This is a genomic window from Mycobacterium sp. (genome assembly GCF_052144515.1).
Taxonomy (GTDB): domain Bacteria; phylum Actinomycetota; class Actinomycetes; order Mycobacteriales; family Mycobacteriaceae; genus Mycobacterium.
Genome location: NZ_JBKQQD010000378.1, coordinates 60,993 through 81,696, shown reverse-complemented (window position 1 = coordinate 81,696; position 20,704 = coordinate 60,993). Strand labels below are relative to the sequence as shown.

The following is a 20,704-nucleotide window of genomic DNA, read 5'->3' as shown; positions in this document are numbered from 1 at the left end:
GCTTGAGGTTTGGCTAAGTCGCGCCCTCAGCGCAGGCTCGGCGTACTAGCTCGCGCTCAGTCGAGGCGCACCGACGTGATCGTGACCATGGTGATCGGAGCGCCGTCCTCAGCACCGTCGACAACGCCCGCCTTGGCGATCTTGTCAACGATCGCCATGCCGGCGTCATCGACCGTGCCGAACACCGTGGACTTCGGTGGTAGCTGAGAGTCCTCGTAGACGATGAAGAACTGGCTGCCGTTGGTGTTGGGCCCAGAGTTGGCCTCGGAATGGGCCATCGCCAGCGTCCCGCGCGGGTAGATAACGGGATCGCGCACGTTCGGATCCCCAGGTGGGTACTGGTCGGTCGGGTATTCGTTGGCGAACTCATAGCCTGGGCCGCCGGTGCCATCCTTCTTGGGGTCGCCGCATTGCAGCACGCTCATCGTGGAAGAGGCGGTCAACCGGTGGCACTGGGTGTTGTCGAAGAATCCTTGCTGCGCCAGGCTGACGAAGCTGTTCACCGTGCACGGAGACTTGCCGTTGTCGAGCTGCACGCCGATGTCGCCCTGATTGGTGACGATCCGGGCACCGATCTGGACCGGATCGGTGGACACCTTGCCCGATCGCGGCGGAGTCGCCACCTTGGCGGCATGGTCCGGCGCGGCCGGGTATTGGCAGTTGGCGCCCAGGTCGCTCGGCGCCGCAAACGCCGGCAGCGGCGGCACATTCGGCACATTTGGCGAAGACTCGGCCGGTTGTGCCGTTGTGGCTGCGTTGGCCCGGGTGGTCGTCGGTGTTGTCCCAGCCGTTGCAGCCGTATGGGTGGCGTTGCGGTCGAAGATCACGGCGGTGATGACCAGGGCTGCCATCAGGCCGAGCACCGCCACCGTCACGCCGGCGACCATCAAAATCGTGCGGTTGGACCCCTGGGCCGCAGGCAGATCCGGTGGCGGCGCTGCTATCCCGCCGCTGGCGGCCGCTGGCTCGGGGGGTAGTGAGATGGGGTTGGTAAGTGCCGCTTTGGCGGCGATGGCGAGGTCTATCGTGGTCCAATACCGCTCATCGGGGTTCTTAGCCATCCCTCGGGCGATTACCGCGTCAAAGGCCGGCGGGATGTCGGGTGCCATCGCCGACGGTTGCGGCGGCGGAGTGTTCAGGTGACCCGAGAGCTGCTCCTCGAAGCTGTCGCCAGGGTAGGGGCGGCGTCCGGTCAGGCACTCGTGGAGCACGCAGGCAAGCGAATACACGTCGGCGCGGGGATCCGTTGTTCCCCGGAAGCGCTCCGGCGCCATGTAGGCGAGCGTGCCCATGGTGTGCCCGGTCTGGGTGAGCGAGGTGTCGGCGGTGGCGCGGGCAATCCCGAAGTCGATCAGGTAGACGAAATTCCGTGCGTTGGCGACCAGGATGTTCGACGGCTTGACGTCGCGATGCACCAACCCCGCCTGGTGGGCGCTCTCCAGTGCCGCCGCAACCTGTTCGATCACCGCGACCGCATCCGGAGGGCTGAGCCGGCCCCCGTTTGCGGTCATGTAGGCGCGCAGATCGCGGCCCTCGATCAGCCGCATGTCGACATAGAGTCGACCATCGATCTCACCGAAGCCGTGGATGGGCACCACGTGCGGATCGTTGAGGCCCGCCGCCGTGCGCGCCTCGCGGCGGAAGCGTTCCTGAAAGTCGCTGTCCTCGGCCAAATGCGGGGGGAGCAGCTTGAGGGCGACTATCCGGTCGGTGGCGGTGTCGTGGGCGCGAAAGACTTGCCCCATGCCGCCGCGACCCAACATGCCGAGCAATTGGTATCGCCCGAATGACTCCGAGGTCGCCACCACTGTCCTCCCCGTACGCGTCGCTCGGGTCAGGTTAATCCAGCAGCATCGACTTGATGGTGACTTCGGTGGCCGGCGGGCCGTCGTCACCGCCACCGGAGACCCCGGCCTTCGCGATCTTGTCCAAGGTCGCCAGCCCGTCGTCCTGGATCTTGCCGAAAACGGTGTAGTCGGGCGGTAACTGCGAGTCCTTGTACACCAGGAAGAACTGGCTGCCATTGGTATTCGGGCCGGCGTTGGCCATGGCCAGTGTGCCGCGAGGGTAAACGACGGGCTGCTTCAACTTGGGGTCGTTCGGCGGGTACTGGTCCGTGGGGTATTCATTGGCGAACTGGTAGCCCGGACCACCGGTGCCGTCGCCCTTGGGGTCGCCGCATTGCAGTACGGCCAGGTCCGGGGAGGTGGTCAGCCGGTGACATTTGGTGCCGTTGAAGAAGCCCTGGCCGATCAGGCTGGCGAAACTGTTTACCGTGCAAGGTGATTCGTTGTTGGCCAGCATCAGGCCGATATTGCCCTGGTTGGTCGCCATGCTGATGCTCACTTGGGCGGGGTCGGTCGGGATTTTGCCGGTCCGCGGCGGCTTGACCGGTTTGGCGGCCTTGTCCTGTGACGCCGGGTACTGGCAGTTGGCGCCCACGTTGGCCGACGGCTGGAAGGCCGGCATCGGCCCAGCCGTCGGGGTCGGCGCCCCGGGCGTGCTGGACTCCGGGGAGCTGCTGGCGGTGGTGCTGCTGGTCGCCGTCGCGGTGTTGCGCTTGTGGTCGTTTTTGGTGATGACCACGGTGGCCACCACCGCGGCGATCACCGCCAGCGACGCTATGACGCCGCCAGCGATCACCACGATCCGGCGCGTTCGGGCTTGCTTGGCGCGACGCTCGAGCTGGCGTTCGAGTTTGCGCTTGGCTGTCGCACGTCGCTGTTCGTTGGTCGGCACGGCCGGTATGCCTCCATGGTGTGTGAGTCGGGCCGGGGTGCCAGCTCAGGCTAGTGTGGGCGCCGCGAGGCGTGTCAAGCGCCCCAGGTAGGGATGGGAGACTGGGAACCGTGTTGATCACCGGATTTCCCGCCGGTCTGCTGCAGTGCAACTGTTACGTGCTGGCTGAGCGGCCGGGGACGGATGCCGTCATCGTCGACCCGGGCCAGCGTGCGATGGGTCCGTTGCGGCGCATCCTCGACGAGAATCGGCTGACCCCGGCCGCGGTGCTGATCACCCACGGCCACATCGACCACATGTGGTCCGCCCAGAAGGTGTCCGACACCTACGGCTGCCCTACCTACATCCATCCCGAGGACCGGTTCATGCTCAAAGACCCGATCTACGGCTTCGGCCCGCGGTTGGCCCAGCTGGCGGCGGGCGCGTTCTTCCGCGAGCCCAAGCAGGTCGTCGAGCTGGACCGCGACGGCGACAAGCTCGACCTGGGCAGTGTGACCGTCAACGTCGATCACACCCCGGGGCACACCCGCGGATCGGTGTGTTTCCGCGTCCTTCAGGCCGGCTCGTCCGACCAGGACGAAAAAGGCTATGTGTTCACCGGCGACACACTGTTCGAGCGCTCGATCGGCCGCACCGACCTCTTCGGCGGCAGTGGCCGTGACCTGCTGACCTCCATCGTCGAAAAACTGTTGGTGCTCGACGACAACACCGTGGTACTACCCGGACATGGCAACCCCACCACCGTCGGCGCCGAGCGGCGGCTCAACCCGTTTCTCGAAGGTCTGTAGCGGGTGACGGAGTTTTCTGCGGTCTCGGCACCCAAAGGCGTGCCGGACTACCTCCCGCCGGATTCGGCGCAGTTCGTCGCGGTGCGTGACGGGTTGTTGGCCGCCGCCCGCCGCGCCGGCTACAGCGACGCCGAGTTGCCCATCTTCGAGGACACCGCGCTGTTCGCCCGCGGCGTCGGTGAGTCCACCGACGTGGTGTCCAAGGAGATGTACACCTTCGCCGACCGCGGTGACCGCTCGGTGACGCTGCGGCCCGAGGGCACCGCCGGGGTGGTGCGCGCGGTGATCGAACACGGCCTCGACCGGGGCGCGCTGCCGGTCAAGCTGTGTTACGCGGGCCCGTTTTTCCGCTACGAGCGCCCGCAGGCCGGCCGCTATCGCCAGCTGCAGCAGGTCGGCGTCGAAGCGATCGGCGTCGACGACCCGGCGCTGGACGCCGAGGTGATCGCCGTCGCCGACGCCGGGTTCCGCTCACTGGGCCTGGACGGGTTCCGGCTGGAAATCACCTCACTGGGCGACGAGAGCTGCCGCCCGCAATACCGGGAGCTGTTGCAGGAGTTCCTGTTTCAGCTCGACCTGGACGAAGAAACCCAGCGACGCGCACGACTTAACCCGCTGCGGGTACTCGACGACAAGCGACCCGCGGTGCGGGCGATGACGGCCGATGCCCCGGTGCTGCTCGACCACCTGTCCGACGGCGCCAAGCAGCACTTCGACACCGTGCTGTCCCACCTGGATGCGCTCGGTGTGCCCTACGTCATCAACCCGCGGATGGTGCGTGGGCTGGACTACTACACCAAGACCACCTTCGAGTTCGTGCACGACGGCCTGGGCGCGCAGTCCGGCATCGGCGGCGGCGGCCGCTACGACGGTCTGATGCGCCGGCTCGGCGGACAAGACTTGTCGGGCATCGGATTTGGGCTCGGCGTGGACCGGACCCTGCTGGCGCTGCGGGCCGAGGGCAAGAGCGTGGGGGAGACCACGCGCTGCGACGTGTTCGGCGTGCCGCTGAGCGAACCGGCCAAACTGCGGCTGGCCGTGCTGGCCGGGCAGCTGCGTGCGGCCGGTCTGCGCGTCGACCTGGCCTACGGTGACCGCGGGCTCAAGGGCGCGATGCGCGCGGCCGATCGTTCGGGTGCGCGTCTGGCGCTGGTCGCCGGAGATCGGGACATCGAGGCGGGCACGGTCGGGGTGAAGGATCTTGCCACCGGCGACCAGGTGTCAGTGCCGACGGATTCGGTTGTCGCCGAGGTGCTTTCGAGGCTGCTTTGACGTAACGGGTGGCGTTTCGGTTCCATGATTTAAATCACTTGCGGCGTTTGGCTTTCGGCGGCCGTTTCGTCGGTGGGGCGCCATAGGCTTCGAACATGCGTTCAGATCGGGACTCTATCGTCGAGGCTTTCGACGCGTTGGACGCAGCGGTCTGTCGAGTCTGCGAGTTGTCGTTCGACGCGCTGACCACTCCGGAACGCCTGAACTTGTTGGAGCGGCTGGAGGTGGTGGCGCGTCGGCTGCCGGTGCCCGGTCACGCGTTGATCAATCAGCTCGCCGAGCAAGCCGACGAATCCGAGTTGGGTAACAGGCTGCCGCGCGCGTTGGCCGACCGGTTACGCATCACCCGCGGCGAGGCCGCCCGGCGCGTGGCTGAGGCCGCCGATCTGGGTGAGCGGAGGGCGCTGACCGGCGAGGTGTTGCCGCCGGTGTTGACCGCGACGGCGCAGGCCCAGCGGGCGGGGCGCATCGGCGGTGCGCACGTGCAGGTGATCCGGGGGTTTTTGCATCGGCTGCCGAGCTTCGTCGACATCGAGACCCGGGAGAAGGCCGAAGCCCACCTGGCCAAGCTGGCCATCGGTTTTCGGCCCGATCAGCAGGCCAGGCTGGCCGACAGGTTGACCGACTGTCTCAACCCCGATGGCGAGTTCTCCGATGAGGATCGGGCGCGCCGGCGCGCGCTGACCATGACCAAGCAGGACGTCGATGGGATGTCACGTCTGAGTGGCTGGGTGACTCCGGAGCTGCGGGCCACTCTGGAGGCCATCTGGGCCAAGCTGGCCGCCCCGGGGATGTGCAACCCCGAGGAGCAGACCCCCGTCATCGACGGCGCCGCGAGCGAGGACGCGGTCCGCCGGGACACCCGCAGCCACGCCCAACGCAACCATGACGGGCTCAATGCCGCACTACGCGCGGTGCTGGCCAGCGGAGAACTGGGTCAGCACAATGGGTTACCGGCAACCATCATCGTGTCCACCACACTTGAGGAACTCGAGGCCGCGTCGGGTAAGGCACTCACCGGCGGGCGCACGCTCCTGCCGATGAGCGATGTCATCAGGCTGGCCGGCCACGCCCACCACTATTTGGCGATCTTCGACAAGGGCAAACCGATCGCGCTGTACCACACCAAACGGTTGGCCTCACCTGGACAGCGAATTGTCTTGTACGCCAAGGACCGTGGTTGCACCCGCCCCGGCTGCGATGTGCCCGGCTATTGGTCCGAAGTCCATCACGTCGACGAGTGGGCCACGACCCACTCTACCGATGTGAACAAGCTGACCCTGGCGTGCACACCGGACCACAAACTGCTGGAGAAGGGCTGGAAAACCCGGAAAGGCGCCAACGGTGACACCGAGTGGATACCACCCCCGCACCTCGACCACGGGCAACCACGCACCAATAGCTATCCCCACCCCGAGAAACTCCTGCGCGAGAGCGACGACGAAGGCGACCCGTGACAACACATCACCAAACGGCCCATGCATTGCCCGATATTTGGGCGCGGCGCCGACAAAAACCGTTCCGGCATCTAAGAGTTCGGCGAATCCGCCATAGTTTGCTCGACACTGTCGTAGTGTGCTGAGGCACTGATTGCCGCGGCGGTCGGGCGTGCGAAACGCCTGGTAACGAAAGGACCGCCGGGGACGAAAGGACGTTCGTGGTGAATTTCTCGGTGTTGCCGCCGGAAATCAATTCGTGGCGGATGTTTACCGGAGCCGGGCCGGGCCCGATGCTGGAGGTCGCGTCGGCCTGGGATGCGCTGGCCGGCGAGTTGGGTTCGGCCGCAGCCTCCTTCGGATCGGTCACCTCGCGACTGACGGGCGCGGCATGGCAGGGTGCCGCGTCGCAGGCCATGGCCGGCGCGGCCGCACCCTACGTGGCGTGGCTGACCGCGGCGTCGGTACGAGCTCAGGCGGCGTCTGCGCAGGCCAAAACGGTGGCATCGGCGTTCGAGGCGGCGCAGGCGGCGACTGTACACCGGCGGCCGTCGTGGCCAATCGCAATGCGTTGGTGCGGTTGGTGATGTCAAACCTGTTCGGCCAGAACGCCCCAGCGATCGCGAACACCGAGGCGGCCTACGAGAGCATGTGGGCTCAGGATGTGGCGGCCATGGTGGGCTACCACGCCGGAGCTTCGGCGGCGGCCGCGCAGTTGCCGCCGTGGCTTCAAGAGCTGGAAAGCCAGGCGGCCGGCTTGAACCTGGGCTTCGGCAACACCGGCGGCCTCAACGTGGGCCTCAACAACACCGGCATCCTCAACATTGGCGTCGGCAACACCGGCTACGGCAACTTCGGCCTCGGTAACACCGGCAACCTCAACTTGAGTTTCAGCATCACCCCCACCCCCAATCCGTTATTGGGTGGCCTGCCCATCACCCCCGTCGTCGCGTTGGGCGGCGGAAACACCGGCTCCTTCAACCTGGGCAGCGGAAATCACGGCAACGCCAACTACGGCAGCGGCAACTATGGCAGCGGAAACACCGGTAGCGGGAACTACGGCAACACCAATATCGGCAACGGAAATCACGGCAGCGGCAACACCGGCGGCGGAAACTATGGCAACACCAACATCGGCGGTGGAAATTACGGCGACGGAAACGCCGGTAGCGGAAACTACGGCAACACGAACATCGGCAGCGGAAACATCGGAAACACCAACGCCGGCGATGGCAACCGCGGCAACGGAAACGTCGGCAGCGGAAACATCGGCAACACCAACATCGGCTTCGGAAACTCGGGTCTGGGCGGCGGCCCGGGCATCGGCAATGTTGGTCTCGGAAACACCGGAAACCAAAACTTCGGCATCGGGAACACGGGCAATAACGACATCGGCATCGGCCTTCATGGCGACGACAAGGTCGGCATCGGCGCCCTGAACTCCGGCAGCGGAAACATCGGCATCGGAAACTCCGGCACCGGCAACGTCGGCATCGGAAACTCGGGCAGCGGGAACTGGGGCATCGGAAACTCGGGCACCGGCAACGTCGGCATCTTCAACTCGGGCATCAAAGACGTGGGCTACGCGAACTCGGGCAGCTCGAACGTCGGCGCCTGGAACGCCGGCGACACAAACACCGGTCTGTGGAACGCGGGCAATGTCAACACGGGCGCGTGGAACGCGGGCAACACCAATACGGGTCTCTACAACGCGGGCAACGTCAACTTCGGCTTCTGGAACTCGGGTGACTACAACACCGGCGCCTGGAACTCGGGCGACTTCAACACCGGCGCGTACGACTCGGGCGACACGAACACGGGCATCTACATCTCGGGCGACACCAGCACCGGCGCCTGGATCTCCGGTGCCCTCAACACGGGCATCGGCGTGTCGGGCACCGGCACCGGCCCGAACTCGGGCTTCGGGAACACGGGCACGGGGAACTCGGGATTTGGAAATTCGGGCCACTCGAGCTCAGGTATCGGCAATTTCAGTGACCCCGGCTCGGGTTTCGGAAACCAGGGTGACTTCAGCGCGGGCATCGGAAATTGGGTCAATAGCTCGGGCATCGCCAACGCCGGTAACGGCGATTCAGGCCTGGGGAATGGCGGTCCATCGAGCTCGGGTGCATTCAACACGCTGAGCGGGGCGGGCATAGCAAACTTCGGCAGTTTCAAAACTTGACGAAGCATCGAACTATTGTTCGAATAGAGGCATGCGTTGGGGTGGGCAGGCCGTCGCGGTGAACGGGACGCCCGTCGACGACGGAGCGCTTCCGGGGCTGCAGCGGATCGGTTTCGTCCGCAGCGTGCGCGTGCCGCATTTTGAGGGCATCACGTTTCACGAGGTGATGTGCAAGTCCGCGCTGAACAAGGTGCCGAACGCGGCAGCATTGCCGTTTCGCTACACGGTCAACGGCTACCGCGGCTGCTCGCACGGCTGTCGCTATTGTTTCGCGCGGCCCACCCATGAATACCTGGACTTCAACTGCGGCAACGACTTCGACACCCAGGTGGTGGTGAAGACCAACGTCGCCGAGGTCCTGCGCCGCGAGTTGCACCGGCCGTCGTGGCAGCGCGAAACCGTCGCGCTGGGCACCAACACCGACCCCTACCAGCGCGCCGAGGGCCGTTACGCGCTGATGCCGGGCATCATCACCGCGCTCGCCGGATCCGGCACTCCGCTGTCGATCCTTACCAAGGGCACGCTGCTCCGGCGGGACCTGCCGCTCATCGCCGAAGCGGCTCAACAGGTCCCGGCATCGGTGGCGGTCTCGCTGGCGGTCGGCGACCCGGAGCTGCACCGCGAGGTAGAGCCGGGCACGCCGACACCGCAGGCGCGGCTGGGGCTGATCACCGCGATCCGCGACGCCGGTCTGGATTGTCATGTGATGGTGGCACCGGTGCTGCCGCACCTCACCGACTCCGTCGAGCACCTCGACGCGCTGCTGGGCCAGATCGCGGCCGCCGGCGCCACCGGTGTGACGGTCTTCGGGCTGCATCTGCGGGGTTCCACGCGCGGCTGGTTCATGTCCTGGCTGGCCCGAACGCATCCCGAACTGGTCGGCGCCTACCGCGAGCTGTACCGGCGCGGCGCCTACCTGCCGCCGGACTATCGGGCGATGCTGGCCCAACGCGCCGCACCGCTGATCGCGCGGCACCGGCTGGCCGGCGATCACCGCCCGTTCCCGCAGGCCCCGCACGCGCCGGCGGCAGCAGCACCAGGGCCCGTTCAGCAGACGCTGTTCTAATTCACTCGGCGAGCGTGCGTTGTCCGCCGACACGCCGCAAAACCTGGCATTTTGCACACCTTCGCGCCAGCTAGCCGGGCGGACCGCCGCGCGGCTTGGTCAGGGTGAACTGCTCGATCATGATCATCGCGCCGAACGGGCCGGTCACCGCGTAATGCGTTGCCTTGATCGACGTGTTGCCGCCCGGCTGGCCCGGGTCGACGTCGAATGCAACGAAACCGTAAGGGTTGTCGCGGTCGCGAAACGCCGACCACGGCGCGTCCTCCATAACGTATATCGGCCTCTTGCACCCGATCGCGGGATCGAAAGCGCCGACGCCCGTGATCACCCGGCACCGAGGCTGGGGGAACAAGAAGCCATTGGTCGTGAACGACGTGCCGCCCCCGCCGATGACGAGGTGCACCGTTCCCCGTGTCGTGTCGATGAGGTCGCTGCGGGTGTCAACGGGAATCGGCGTTCGGGTGTCGTTGCCCTGCGTCCCGCGCAGCGGATGTGACCGTTCGTAGTGGTGTTCGTGGCCGCACACCACCAGATCGACCTGATACTGGTCGAACAACGGCAGCCATTCCTGGCGGATCCCCAGGTCGGCGCCGTTGGCTTTGTCGGCGGTGGAGATCGCCGTCTGATGCATGCAGACCACTAGCCAATCGACGTTCGGGTCACGCCGCGCTTCGGCGAGTTCGGTTGCTAGCCAGCGCTTTTGCTCACCAGCCGAGTAGCCGTGCACGTAGAAGTTGCCGCCATCCTGGAAGGCGACGTCGTCGTTGTTGAGGCTGACCACCCGCACCGAGCCGGCGGTGAACGAGTACCACAGGCCGCGGGTCTCCGGGCTGGACCCGGAATCCGGCAAGTCGAAGTACGCCTGATAGGCGCCGTAACCGATTGGCCCGTTGCCTAATTCGTTCTCGTGGTTGCCCGCCGCCGGCATCCACGGCCGGTAGCGCGCCGAGCGGGTGTTGTTCTCGAACCAGTCCGACCAGGTGCGGACCCGGTCGGCAGCCAGATTGGCGTAGCACAGGTCCCCGTTGACCAGATTGAACAGCGGCGCGAGGCGCTCGATCGCGACCGTAGTGTTTGCGGCCGCGGGCGAGCCGATATTGTCGGTGCCGTAGCCGCCGCCTGCCAACTTCTCCACCGTTGGGGTGGACTGGTCGCCGAAACTGGTGAAGCGCAGCGGTTTTCGGCCTACCGGCGCGGTCCGCACGGTCCCCAGCTCGGGGGTGGCGCCGTCGTGCACCGCGGCGTACACGTAGTCGGTGTCCGGGGTGAGGCTGGTCAGGCGGGCGTGGTTGATGCGAACTTCGGTGGCCGACTTCGCGTCCCGGTACGTTCGGGTTTCGGCGGCCACGGTGCTGCCGAAACCGGATGCGGGCGTGCCCAGCATGACCCGCGGATTGCGGACAGCCTCGGTGGTGCGCCAGGACACCACGACCTCGGTGCCGGCGTTCTTACCGAACTGCAGATGCAGACCACCCACCGGAGGCGCGCCGTTGCGGTCCGGCTGCTGCCAGAACGCCGGCCCACGCGGGTGAGACCACACCATTGCGGCTCCAGCCGCCCCAATGCCGGCGCCGAGAACGGCCGAGACCGCGCCCGTCGTCAGCAGCCCGCGGCGGCTGACGCCCGTCGGGTGCGGTTCTTCGCCCATCCCTGCTTCATACCGGAACCGGGTAACGAATCCGGTAGCTTTTTCGATATGACGAACGTGCGAAAAGTTGCCAGCGGGGTCTTAACAGCTGGGTGCCTGGCAACGTTTGCGGCGGCTTTGGTAGTCGGGGGAGTCGCGGGCGTGCTGGTCAACCCTGCGACCTCACACGCGGATCCGGCCGGTCACCAGGTGACCTACACGATCACCGCCACCGGCAATCTGACCGGCCAGGTTCGTTACATGAACAGTGATCCGGCCAGCCAGGCGGCCTTCAACGCCAACTCGTCGCAGTACATGAACACCGTGCAGGCGGCATTCAGTGCCGGGGCGCCGCTGGTGTACACCGCCACACTGGCAGACCCGAACCAGTGGGCGTACGTCAACGCCAGCGGCGGGTGTCACTGGCCCGACTGTGGCTCGGGGGCCACTCCCGAACTCCAGTGTCAGATCGCCGTGGACGGCCAGGTTGTGGTGACACAGAACGCCACCACCGGCGTGACGTGCTCGACGCGGCCCTGGTAACTGATGGGCCTAGCCCAGGTCCGGGGCTGAGAAAGTGTCGCACTGCTTGGGGTCACCGGTCTGATAGCCCACGGTGAACCAGTGCTGCCGTTGCTCGGAGGAACCGTGCGTCCATGACTCGGGGTTGGTGCGTCCCGTCGTCTCGCGCTGGATGCGATCGTCGCCCACCGAGGCCGCAGCCGAAAGCGCGTCTTGAATGTCCTTGTCGCTCAACGGCTCCAGGTAGGGCACCCCGGTGCTCTCCTGCTTGACGGTGGACGCGTAGTGCGCCCAGATCCCGGCGTAGCAGTCCGCCTGCAGCTCGGTACGCACACCGTTACCCCCGGCGCCCTGGGCGCCCTGCTGGGAGCGGCCGAGCAGTGCCTGGAGCTGTTGGACGTGATGGCCGTATTCATGGGCAACCACGTACTCCTGCGCTAACGGTCCACCGCTGGAACCGAATCGGTCGACCAGCTCCTGGAAGAAGTCGGTGTCGAAGTACGCCGTCTGGTCCACCGGGCAGTAGAACGGCCCGACCGCGGTGGTCGCCGCTCCGCAGCCGGTGTCCACCGCACCGTGGAACAGCACCACATGCGGGCGGGTGTACCTCGGCATCAGTTGATGCCACACCGCGTCCACGGAGTTTCCGGTCGCCACCACGCGGCACTGCACGTACTTGTTCGCGTCGGCCCCGGTTTTGCACTGACCCAGGTCGAAACCGGGTGACGAGTAGTCCTTGGTGCTGGTCTGCTGCTGGTTGATCACGCGACCGGGGTCGACACCCAGGAACAACGCGACGAGCACGATCAGCAGCCCGCCGAGGCCGCCGCCGATGGCGATCGGCCCGCCGAAGCCGCCGCCGCCGGACGACGAGGCGGTGCTGGTGTCGATCTGCATACCCTCGTTGAAGGTCATCGCACGCTCCCGAAATCTGGTGGTCGGATCAGCCTAACGCCGACTACCCGGGGCCGCTTGAGCGATCCGAGGCCGCGGCCAGCAGGGGCACCAGCACGTCGCTAATCGGCGTCGGCAAGGCGTGCGCGCGCGCCTTGCGAATGATCACCCCGTTGCGGATGTCCCATTCCATTCGGCGCTGATTTTCCGCGTCGGCCAGTATCGAGGTGCCCATGTCTTCGGGGGCCCGACGGAACAGGTCGACCAAGCCGTTGACCACGTCGTCGGGCAGCCGCGCGCCCTCGGCCCGCGCCACGGCCAGGCATTCGGCGACATAGCGGCGCGACAACTCGGCGACGTCGTCGCGGCGGAACATTCCGGATCGCCGCCGCGACAGCGCCATGAACCCGGCCAGCGCGTTGGTGAGCAGCTTGCGCCAGGCCGCGGTGATGAAGTCGGGGTCGGTGTCCACCCGGCAGCCGGCGCCGCGCAGCAGCTCGGCGACCGTCGTCGCCGTGGGCCCACTGGGCAGCACCAGCGCGGCTTCGGTGCGCAGCCGCACCCAGCCTTGCGGCTGGGTCTCGGCCGAATACCAGACGATGCCCGGTATCACCGGCGACGACGGGCAGTGCGGCTTGACCTGCTCGACCTGCTCGACACCGTTCTGTAGCACCGTGACGGTGGTGTGCTCGTCGCACAGGCGGCCCAGCCAGCCGGCCGCGTCGTCGTTCTGGGTGGCTTTGACCGCCAGCACCACCACGTCGACCGACCCGGGCACTTGGCCGGGATCGGTGAGCACCGGACCCGGCACGACGATGGGATCGCCGCCGTCGGGCCGCAGTTCAATACTGTCGCGGGGGGTGTGCCCGCACAGCAACACCTGGTGGCCGGCCTTGTACAACAGCGCGGCGACCGTCGTGCCGACGGCGCCGGGACCCACGAGCGCGATTGTCGTTGCAATGCGACCGAAGTTACCCCCCACGCCGGATGTTTAGACTGGGCAGTCGTTCAAATCGGGTGAAGGGGAGTGGTTGTGCTGCGCAGCCACGCCGCTGGTTCGCTGAGGAGTAGTCACGCAGGGCAGCGGGTGACGTTGGCCGGCTGGGTGGCCCGCCGCCGCGACCACGGCGGCGTCATCTTCATCGATCTGCGTGACGCGTCCGGCATCGCGCAGGTCGTGTTCCGCGAGTCCGACGTGCTCGCGCAGGCGCACCGGCTGCGTGCCGAGTTCTGTGTCGCCGTCGAGGGCGTCGTCGAGATCCGCCCGGAAGGCAACGCCAACCTGGAGATCGCCACCGGAGACATCGAGGTCAACGCGGCGTCGCTGACGGTGCTCGGCGAGTGCGCGCCGCTGCCGTTCCAGCTCGACGAGCCCGCGGGTGAGGAGTCGCGGCTGAAGTACCGCTACATCGACCTGCGCCGCGACGGCCCGGCCGCGGCAATTCGGTTGCGCTCGAAGGTGAATGCCGCCGCGCGCGGTGTGCTGGCGCGCCACGACTTCGTCGAGGTCGAGACGCCGACGATGACTCGCTCCACGCCCGAGGGGGCGCGCGATTTCCTGGTGCCGGCGCGGCTGCAGCCCGGCTCGTTCTACGCGCTGCCGCAGAGCCCGCAGCTGTTCAAGCAGTTGCTGATGGTGGCCGGGATGGAGCGCTACTACCAGATCGCCCGCTGCTACCGCGACGAGGATTTCCGCGCCGACCGGCAGCCCGAGTTCACCCAACTCGACATAGAGATGAGCTTCATCGATGCCGAGGACATCATCGCGGTCTCCGAGGAGATCCTGAGCGCGCTGTGGGCGCTGATCGGCTACCAGATTCCGACGCCGATCCCGCGGATCAGCTATGCCGACGCCATGCGACGGTTCGGGTCCGACAAGCCCGATATGCGGTTCGGGCTCGAGCTCGTCGAATGCACAGAGTTCTTCAAAGACACCACATTTCGTGTCTTCCAGGCGCCCTACGTCGGTGCGGTGGTGATGCCGGATGGCGCTTCGCAGCCGCGGCGCACCCTGGACGGCTGGCAGGAATGGGCCAAGCAGCGCGGACACCGCGGGCTGGCGTACGTGCTGGTCGCTGACGAGCCATCTGGGGGCACGCTGGGTGGTCCGGTGGCCAAGAACCTGACCGATGCCGAACGCGACGGTCTGGCCGCGCACGTCGGGGCCAAGCCCGGGGATTGCATCTTCTTTTCCGCCGGTCCGGCGAAATCGTCGCGGGCACTGCTGGGCGCCGCCCGCGGCGAGATCGCCAACCGCCTCAATCTGATCGACCCGGACGAATGGGCGTTCGTCTGGGTGGTCGACCCGCCGCTGTTCGAGCCCGCCGACGATGCGACCGCCGCCGGCGACATGGCGGTGGGCTCCGGGGCGTGGACGGCGGTGCATCACGCCTTCACCTCGCCCAAGCCCGAGTATGAGGACGTCCTCGACAGCGATCCGGGCAACGTGCTGGCCGACGCCTACGACATCGTCTGCAACGGCAACGAGATCGGTGGCGGCTCGATCCGTATCCACCGCCGCGACATCCAGGAACGGGTGTTCGCGGTGATGGGCCTGGACAAGGCCGAGGCCCAGGAGAAGTTCGGATTCCTGTTGGAGGCGTTCATGTTTGGCGCGCCCCCGCACGGCGGGATCGCGTTCGGATGGGACCGGATCAACGCGCTGCTGTCCGGGGTTGACTCCATCCGGGAGGTGATCGCGTTTCCGAAGACCGGCGGCGGCATCGACCCGCTCACCGATGCGCCGGCGCCGATCACGGCCCAGCAGCGCAAGGAATCCGGAATAGACGCCAAGCCGAAACAGGTTGACGGAGCATGACCGATTCGAGCTCAATGGCCGAAATGGCCAAGACGTTCAATAAGGAAATCATTGGCGAGTTCCGCGCCAACGGCGGCAAGGTCAGTGGGCAATTCGCCGATGCCGACTTGTTGCTGCTCACCACGACGGGCGCCCAGTCCGGCCAACAGCGGGTGTCGCCGCTGGCCTACTTCCGCGTCGGCGGCAAGCTGATCATCATCGGATCCTTCGCGGGCTCCCCGGTCAACCCGGCCTGGGTACACAACCTGCGGGCCGACCCGCAGGCACATGTCGAGGTCGGTACCGACGCGTTTGATGTGACCGCTCGTGAATTGCCGCCCGCCGAGCGCGAGGAGCTGTTCGGCGAAATCACCGCCGCGGCGCCGGGCTTCGCCGAGTATCAATCGAAGACCAGCCGGGTGATTCCGCTGTTCGAACTGCAACGCACCTAGCTCGCCGCAACTCGTCACGCGCCCTAGGGTAGGCAAGCGTCATGGGCACTTCGCTGCTTACCCGCGCCGCCAACCGCGGCGTGGCCGCTGTCCAACGGCTCACCGGCATGTGGTTCACGCTCGCGCAGACCTCGGTGGCTTCGGGTCTGGCCTGGTACCTCGCACACGATGTGCTCGCGCACCCGCAGCCGTTCTTCGCCCCGATCGCCGCCGCGGTGTGCCTGTCGATCAGCAACGTGTTACGTGGCCAGCGCGCCGTCCAGATGATGATCGGCGTCACCTTGGGGATCGGGACGGGCACCCTGGTGTGGGGGTTGCTCGGGACCGGGGCTGTGCAAATCGGCATCGTTGCGCTGATCGCGCTCGCGCTTGCGGTGGTGATCGGGCGGGGTTTCATCGGGCAGGGAATGATGTTCGCCAACCAGACCGTCGTTTCCTCGATCCTGGTGCTGGCGTTGCCACGCAGCGGCGTCGGCTACGAACGCATCTACGACGCCCTGATCGGTGGCTGCCTGGCCATCGTCTTCGCCGTCTTGCTGTTCCCGGCCGACCCTCTGCAAGTGCTGCGCCGGGCGCGCATCGGGGTGCTGGACACGCTGCACGGTGTGCTGTCCCGCACGGCGGATTTCGCCGCCGCACGCAGGCAGCCCGCGCCCGACTGGCCGCTGTCGGCGGTGGACCGGGTGCACGAACAGGTGGGTGGGCTGATTCAGGCCCGCGCCACCGCCCGTCAGGTGGTGCGGCTGTCACCGCGACGATGGAGGCTGCGCGACACCGTGCAGGGTGCCGATCACCAGGCCTTGCATGTGGCCTTGCTCGCCGTCTCCGTGCTGCAGTTGGCACGTGTCTTAAGTGAGTTAGAGCCCGCCCTGGATGGCTGCAACTGGCTTCCCCAGCCCGTGCACGCGGTGCTCGCCGAGCTGGTGGCGGCCGTAGCCCTCGCCGATACAGATCCCGATGCGGCGACCGAACACGCCGCCGCAGCGCGCCGCCTCGCTTCGGAAGTGCATTCGGTCGCCCGCGACAGGCGGGAGGTGGTGCTCGCCGACGTCGTCCAGTCCTGCATCGACGACCTACAACGGGTGATCGACCTTCGGCCGATATGACGGCGGGTCAGGGCGAATCAGCCAAGAACTCCTGCACCAGCTTCTTGGGGGCCTGCGTCAACCAGGCCTCGGTGATCAGCTCCTCGAGGTCGGCGGCTTCGATTTCGGCCAGCTTGACCAGCACCGCCGGATAACCATCGAAATGCGGGGTGGTGAAGTACACCCCCGGCTCGTCGGCGATCAACGCGAACTTGACGCCCTCGTCGGAGACCCGGACACCGAGGATGTCACCCGCCGGCGGCTGCGACCCCGCGGCTGCTAGGGCCTCGCGATCGGATTTGCGCAGCGGCCGCTCCCACGCGATCAGTTTCTTGCCGACCCGCCAGTCGTGCGGTGATGGCTCGGCGCTGAGTGGCAACCCGCCGACGATGCGGGCGACGTCATCCCACGTGGCCACTCCTTGATTGTGCGCCGCGCCCGGCAACTGCGGAGCAACTTGGGAGTTACTTGGGAGTTTCTAGGGCCCGATTCTGCGTGGATTGGGCGCCAGACGAATTCGGCGGCCCCGGCTGGCGAGTCGATTCCCTTCTGTCCGTGCCACACTGTGTTCGCAGATCGGTGACCGCAGACCGAGCCGGAGACGTCAGGAGGCAAGCGCGTTGCCGTTTGAGGCCTTGTACCTGCGCGGGGTGGTGCCATGACGTCAGACGAGGCTCCCGAGGGCTGGACAACCCAAGTCCCGGCCACCCGACGGTATCGCGTCAACCACCGCACCGAATACCACTACTCCGACGTCGTGACCAGCTCGTACGGCCGCGGGTTTCTCACGCCGCGGGACTCCCTGCGGCAACGGTGCATCGATCATCGACTGGATATCCAACCCGCCCCCACCGACAGCTCCACCAGCCGCGACGGCTACGGCAACATCAGCACCTATTTCCACGTCACCGAGCCGCACCACACCCTGATCGTCACCAGCGAATCCATCGTCGACGTGCACCCGCCGGCCCCCGGGCTGTACACCATCGGGCCGGCTGTCGCACCGTGGGAGGCTGCCCGGCCGGCCGGGCTTGCGGGGGCGCTCGCGACCGAATTCACCCTGGATCTGGATCCGCCGGAGATCACCGAGGAGGTCCGTCAGTACGCCGCGCCCAGCTTCGTGCCCCGCCGCCCGTTGATCGAGGTGCTGCGCGACCTCGCGTCGCGGATCTACACCGACTTCACCTACCGGTCTGGGTCCACGACGATATCCACCGGAGTAAACCAGGTTCTGCGGGCCCGAGAAGGGGTATGCCAAGACTTCGCCAGGCTGGCGATCGCGTGCCTGCGCTCCAATGGCCTGGCGGCCAGCTATGTGTCCGGTTATCTGGCCACTGACCCGCCACCCGGAAAGGATCGAATGATCGGCATCGACGCCACCCATGCCTGGGCCGCGGTGTGGACCCCGCAAAGGCCTGGGCAGTTCGAATGGCTGGGGCTGGATCCCACCAATGACCAGATGGTCGACGAGCGCTACATCATCGTCGGCCGGGGCCGCGACTACGCGGACGTGCCGCCGCTGCGCGGCATCATTTACACCAACTCCGAGAACAGCGTGATCGACGTCGCCGTCGACGTCGCGCCCTGCGAAAGCGATTCGCTGTATGCGTGACTTCCACTGCCCCAACTGCGGTCAGCGCCTGGCGTTCGAGAACTCGGCGTGCCTGTCGTGCGGCAGCTCGCTGGGGTTTTCCCTCGACCAGATGGCGCTGCTGGTGATCGCCAAGGGCGACGAGGGCGACCACGCCGGCGCTGTGGATGCCGACGACTATCAACTCTGTGCCAATCTTCATCTGGCCGAATGCAATTGGCTGGTCCCCAGGGATCAGCCCGGCGGGCTCTGCACGTCGTGCGCGCTGACGCTGGAACGGCCCAACGACTCCGACGCCGAGGGCCTGGCGGCGTTCGCCCGGGCTGAGGCGGCCAAGCGACGGCTGATCGCCGAGCTGCACGAGCTGAAGTTGCCGATCGTGGGAAGCGACCGGGATCCCGAGCAGGGGTTGGGATTTCGTCTGCTCTCCAGCGCATTCGAGAAGGTGATCACCGGCCACGACAACGGGGTCATCACACTGGATTTGGCCGAGGGCGACGATGTCCATCGCGAGCAGCTGCGGGTGGAGATGGAGGAGCCCTACCGCACGCTGCTCGGGCACTTCCGGCACGAGGTCGGGCACTACTACTTCTACCGGCTGATCAACTCGCCCGAGTACCTGGAGCGGTTCAACGAGTTGTTCGGTGATCCCGACGCCGACTACCAGGCGGCGCTGGACGGGCACTACAGCGACGGCGCCCCCGAGGGTTGGCAGGAAAGCTTCGTGTCGTCATATGCGACGATGCACGCCGCCGAGGACTGGGCCGAGACGTTCGCCCATTACCTGCACATCCGCGACGCGTTGGACACCTCGGCCTGGTGCGGGCTGGCGCCGGCGTCGGCGACCTTCGACCGGCCGGCCTTGGGCCCCAGCGCCTTTCCCAACATCATCGAGATGTGGCTGCCGTTGTCGTGGTCGCTGAACATGGTGAACCGCTCGATGGGCCACGACGACCTCTACCCGTTCGTGCTGCCGGTCGCCGTGTTGGACAAGATGCAGTTCATCCACACGGTCGTCGACGAGGCGACTTGAGGTGTCCGGGGACCCGGCTCGCCTATGCGAACTGGGGCCCCGGTGGGGGGCCAGCCGGATATCCCGGCTGCTCCAGAGGCACGACCTGGCCGCCCGAAAGCTTGCGGTAGGTGTAGACCTGGATCAGCAGGGCGAGCGGAAAGGCGACGAGCAGGCCGATTCCGCACACGAATGCACCGACCAGCACGATCGCGTACTGCACAAGCCAAGACAACAGAGCGCCGCCGAAGTTGGACTTGACGGTCTCGAAGCTGGCCTTGATGGATTCGACTGGTGAGAGGGATCGATCGACCACAAACGCGATGGCGAACTGGGCGATAAAACCGAAGATCACGCCGCCGATGATGCACAGCGATCCGATCCAGGTGGCAACCGCGACCAACAGCGCGGTGAGGAACACCGGACCCAGGTTGCGGGGCTTGAAGAACGATCCGATGCTCACCGGCTTTCCGTCGGCAATGTCAAGGGCGCCGGTGAGAATTGCGGCGATCATGAAGATCGCCGCGATGAACAACAGGATGTAGCCGATGGCCATGACGGCGTACGAGGCGGCGCCGAAAGTGATGGCTGTGCCCGAAACGGGATTGCCGTACGCGTCGGTGTAGGTGGTGCTCGTGCTCTGGCCCAGGACCGCGGGCAGGACTCCGGCAACAACGGCGAGAAGACCGATCACCACGAAGTAGATCAGCAGGGGAACGATGAGCGCTACGGCGTTCTTGGTGAACTTGTTCCACGCCCAGCTCACCGCCTCGCCGATGTTGAATTGCGAGGGCGCGGGACCGCCGGGCGGGGGGGCGTAGCCCGGCTGTGGCGGGTAGCCGGCCGGGGGCGCTCCGTAGCCGGAGGGCGGTAGGCCCCCCGGGGGTGGTGGGGGCGGCGTGCCGTAGGACGGCGGCGGGCCTTCTCCCGGCGGCGGGCCGTATCCGCCGGGGGGCGGGCCGTATCCGCCGGGGCCGGGCGGTGGGCTCGCATGCCGGCCGTAACCCGGGCCCGGGGGAGGTGCGCCATAGCCGGGGCCCGCGGGCGGTGGTGGGGGCGGTGCGCCGTAGCCGGGCGGTGGCGGGTAGCCCGGAGGGGTCTGGTTGCCACGCTGGGGGTCGGCCGGGGTACCTGGATAGTCTGGGGGCTGGCTCATTGCCGTCCTAAGGTTTCGAGTTCGCTGTGAATCGGTGAACGCAGAACTTAGCCAACCGGAACTTAGCAGTTATGCGGCGCAG

The 20,704-nt window shown here is 66.8% G+C and carries 17 protein-coding genes and 1 pseudogene; 11 read left to right on the top strand and 7 right to left on the bottom strand.

What is annotated here, in order from left to right; genetic code table 11:
* Positions 1-56: 56 nt before the first annotated feature.
* Positions 57-1,805 carry a protein kinase domain-containing protein gene (locus tag ACLP9N_RS25220; protein ID WP_442409929.1) on the bottom strand — a complete coding sequence of 583 codons (1,749 nt, stop codon included), beginning with the start codon at positions 1,803-1,805 and terminating at the stop codon, positions 57-59.
* 34 nt (positions 1,806-1,839) lie between these two features.
* On the bottom strand, positions 1,840-2,739 hold the full coding sequence (locus ACLP9N_RS25215; protein WP_442409928.1) for a peptidylprolyl isomerase: 900 nt from the start codon (positions 2,737-2,739) through the stop codon (positions 1,840-1,842).
* 110 nt (positions 2,740-2,849) lie between these two features.
* On the opposite strand from ACLP9N_RS25215, the gene ACLP9N_RS25210 reads away from it, so the two are divergent.
* The 5 genes and pseudogenes from ACLP9N_RS25210 to ACLP9N_RS25190 all read left to right on the top strand — a co-directional run bounded on the left by ACLP9N_RS25210 (position 2,850) and on the right by ACLP9N_RS25190 (position 9,486).
* A complete protein-coding gene (locus ACLP9N_RS25210; RefSeq protein ID WP_442409927.1) occupies positions 2,850-3,527 on the top strand; it encodes an MBL fold metallo-hydrolase in 678 nt (225 codons plus the stop codon).
* Between the two features lie 3 nt (positions 3,528-3,530).
* Positions 3,531-4,799: a histidine--tRNA ligase gene (hisS, locus tag ACLP9N_RS25205; RefSeq protein ID WP_442409926.1), complete on the top strand. Its 1,269-nt coding sequence runs from the start codon at positions 3,531-3,533 to the stop codon at positions 4,797-4,799.
* A 95-nt stretch (positions 4,800-4,894) separates the two neighbouring features.
* Complete coding sequence (locus tag ACLP9N_RS25200) at positions 4,895-6,256, top strand: HNH endonuclease signature motif containing protein (RefSeq protein WP_442409925.1); 1,362 nt, start codon at positions 4,895-4,897, stop codon at positions 6,254-6,256.
* A gap of 203 nt (positions 6,257-6,459) precedes the next feature.
* A pseudogene (locus ACLP9N_RS25195) lies at positions 6,460-8,420 on the top strand (PPE family protein).
* A 31-nt stretch (positions 8,421-8,451) separates the two neighbouring features.
* The gene (locus ACLP9N_RS25190) at positions 8,452-9,486 is read left to right on the top strand and encodes an Rv2578c family radical SAM protein (protein ID WP_442409924.1); all 1,035 of its coding nucleotides are present in this window, start codon (positions 8,452-8,454) and stop codon (positions 9,484-9,486) included.
* A gap of 70 nt (positions 9,487-9,556) precedes the next feature.
* On the opposite strand, the gene ACLP9N_RS25185 is transcribed toward ACLP9N_RS25190, so the two are convergent.
* Positions 9,557-11,134: a purple acid phosphatase family protein gene (locus ACLP9N_RS25185; RefSeq protein WP_442409923.1), complete on the bottom strand. Its 1,578-nt coding sequence runs from the start codon at positions 11,132-11,134 to the stop codon at positions 9,557-9,559.
* Positions 11,135-11,182: 48 nt separating this feature from the next.
* Here ACLP9N_RS25185 and ACLP9N_RS25180 point away from each other — a divergent pair, with 48 nt between their 5' ends.
* Positions 11,183-11,656, top strand: coding sequence for a hypothetical protein (locus ACLP9N_RS25180; RefSeq protein ID WP_442409922.1), 474 nt, complete (start codon positions 11,183-11,185; stop codon positions 11,654-11,656).
* A 9-nt stretch (positions 11,657-11,665) separates the two neighbouring features.
* Here the strand turns inward: ACLP9N_RS25180 and ypfJ are convergent, their stop codons facing one another.
* Both ypfJ and ACLP9N_RS25170 read right to left on the bottom strand, forming a co-directional pair.
* Positions 11,666-12,550, bottom strand: a complete 885-nt coding sequence (gene ypfJ / locus ACLP9N_RS25175) for a KPN_02809 family neutral zinc metallopeptidase (RefSeq protein WP_442409921.1) — start codon at positions 12,548-12,550, stop codon at positions 11,666-11,668.
* Between the two features lie 43 nt (positions 12,551-12,593).
* Positions 12,594-13,490 (bottom strand): oxidoreductase, encoded by an 897-nt coding sequence (locus ACLP9N_RS25170; protein WP_442409941.1) that lies wholly within the window; start codon positions 13,488-13,490, stop codon positions 12,594-12,596.
* 66 nt (positions 13,491-13,556) lie between these two features.
* On the opposite strand from ACLP9N_RS25170, the gene aspS reads away from it, so the two are divergent.
* The 3 genes from aspS to ACLP9N_RS25155 are packed head-to-tail and all read left to right on the top strand — an operon-like array spanning position 13,557 to position 16,884.
* A complete protein-coding gene (gene aspS, locus ACLP9N_RS25165) occupies positions 13,557-15,347 on the top strand; it encodes an aspartate--tRNA ligase (RefSeq protein WP_442409920.1) in 1,791 nt (596 codons plus the stop codon).
* On the top strand, positions 15,344-15,778 hold the full coding sequence (locus tag ACLP9N_RS25160; protein ID WP_442409919.1) for a nitroreductase family deazaflavin-dependent oxidoreductase: 435 nt from the start codon (positions 15,344-15,346) through the stop codon (positions 15,776-15,778). The genes aspS and ACLP9N_RS25160 overlap by 4 nt, the downstream gene beginning before the upstream one ends.
* Before the next feature lie 41 nt (positions 15,779-15,819).
* Positions 15,820-16,884 carry an FUSC family protein gene (locus tag ACLP9N_RS25155; protein WP_442409918.1) on the top strand — a complete coding sequence of 355 codons (1,065 nt, stop codon included), beginning with the start codon at positions 15,820-15,822 and terminating at the stop codon, positions 16,882-16,884.
* A 7-nt stretch (positions 16,885-16,891) separates the two neighbouring features.
* On the opposite strand, the gene ACLP9N_RS25150 is transcribed toward ACLP9N_RS25155, so the two are convergent.
* A complete protein-coding gene (locus tag ACLP9N_RS25150) occupies positions 16,892-17,281 on the bottom strand; it encodes an MmcQ/YjbR family DNA-binding protein (RefSeq protein ID WP_442409917.1) in 390 nt (129 codons plus the stop codon).
* Positions 17,282-17,521: 240 nt separating this feature from the next.
* On the opposite strand from ACLP9N_RS25150, the gene ACLP9N_RS25145 reads away from it, so the two are divergent.
* The gene (locus tag ACLP9N_RS25145; RefSeq protein ID WP_442409916.1) at positions 17,522-18,475 is read left to right on the top strand and encodes a transglutaminase family protein; all 954 of its coding nucleotides are present in this window, start codon (positions 17,522-17,524) and stop codon (positions 18,473-18,475) included.
* Complete coding sequence (locus ACLP9N_RS25140; RefSeq protein WP_442409915.1) at positions 18,468-19,487, top strand: zinc-binding metallopeptidase family protein; 1,020 nt, start codon at positions 18,468-18,470, stop codon at positions 19,485-19,487. The genes ACLP9N_RS25145 and ACLP9N_RS25140 overlap by 8 nt, the downstream gene beginning before the upstream one ends.
* 22 nt (positions 19,488-19,509) lie before the next feature.
* Here the strand turns inward: ACLP9N_RS25140 and ACLP9N_RS25135 are convergent, their stop codons facing one another.
* On the bottom strand, positions 19,510-20,622 hold the full coding sequence (locus ACLP9N_RS25135; RefSeq protein WP_442409914.1) for a hypothetical protein: 1,113 nt from the start codon (positions 20,620-20,622) through the stop codon (positions 19,510-19,512).
* Positions 20,623-20,704: the final 82 nt, after the last annotated feature.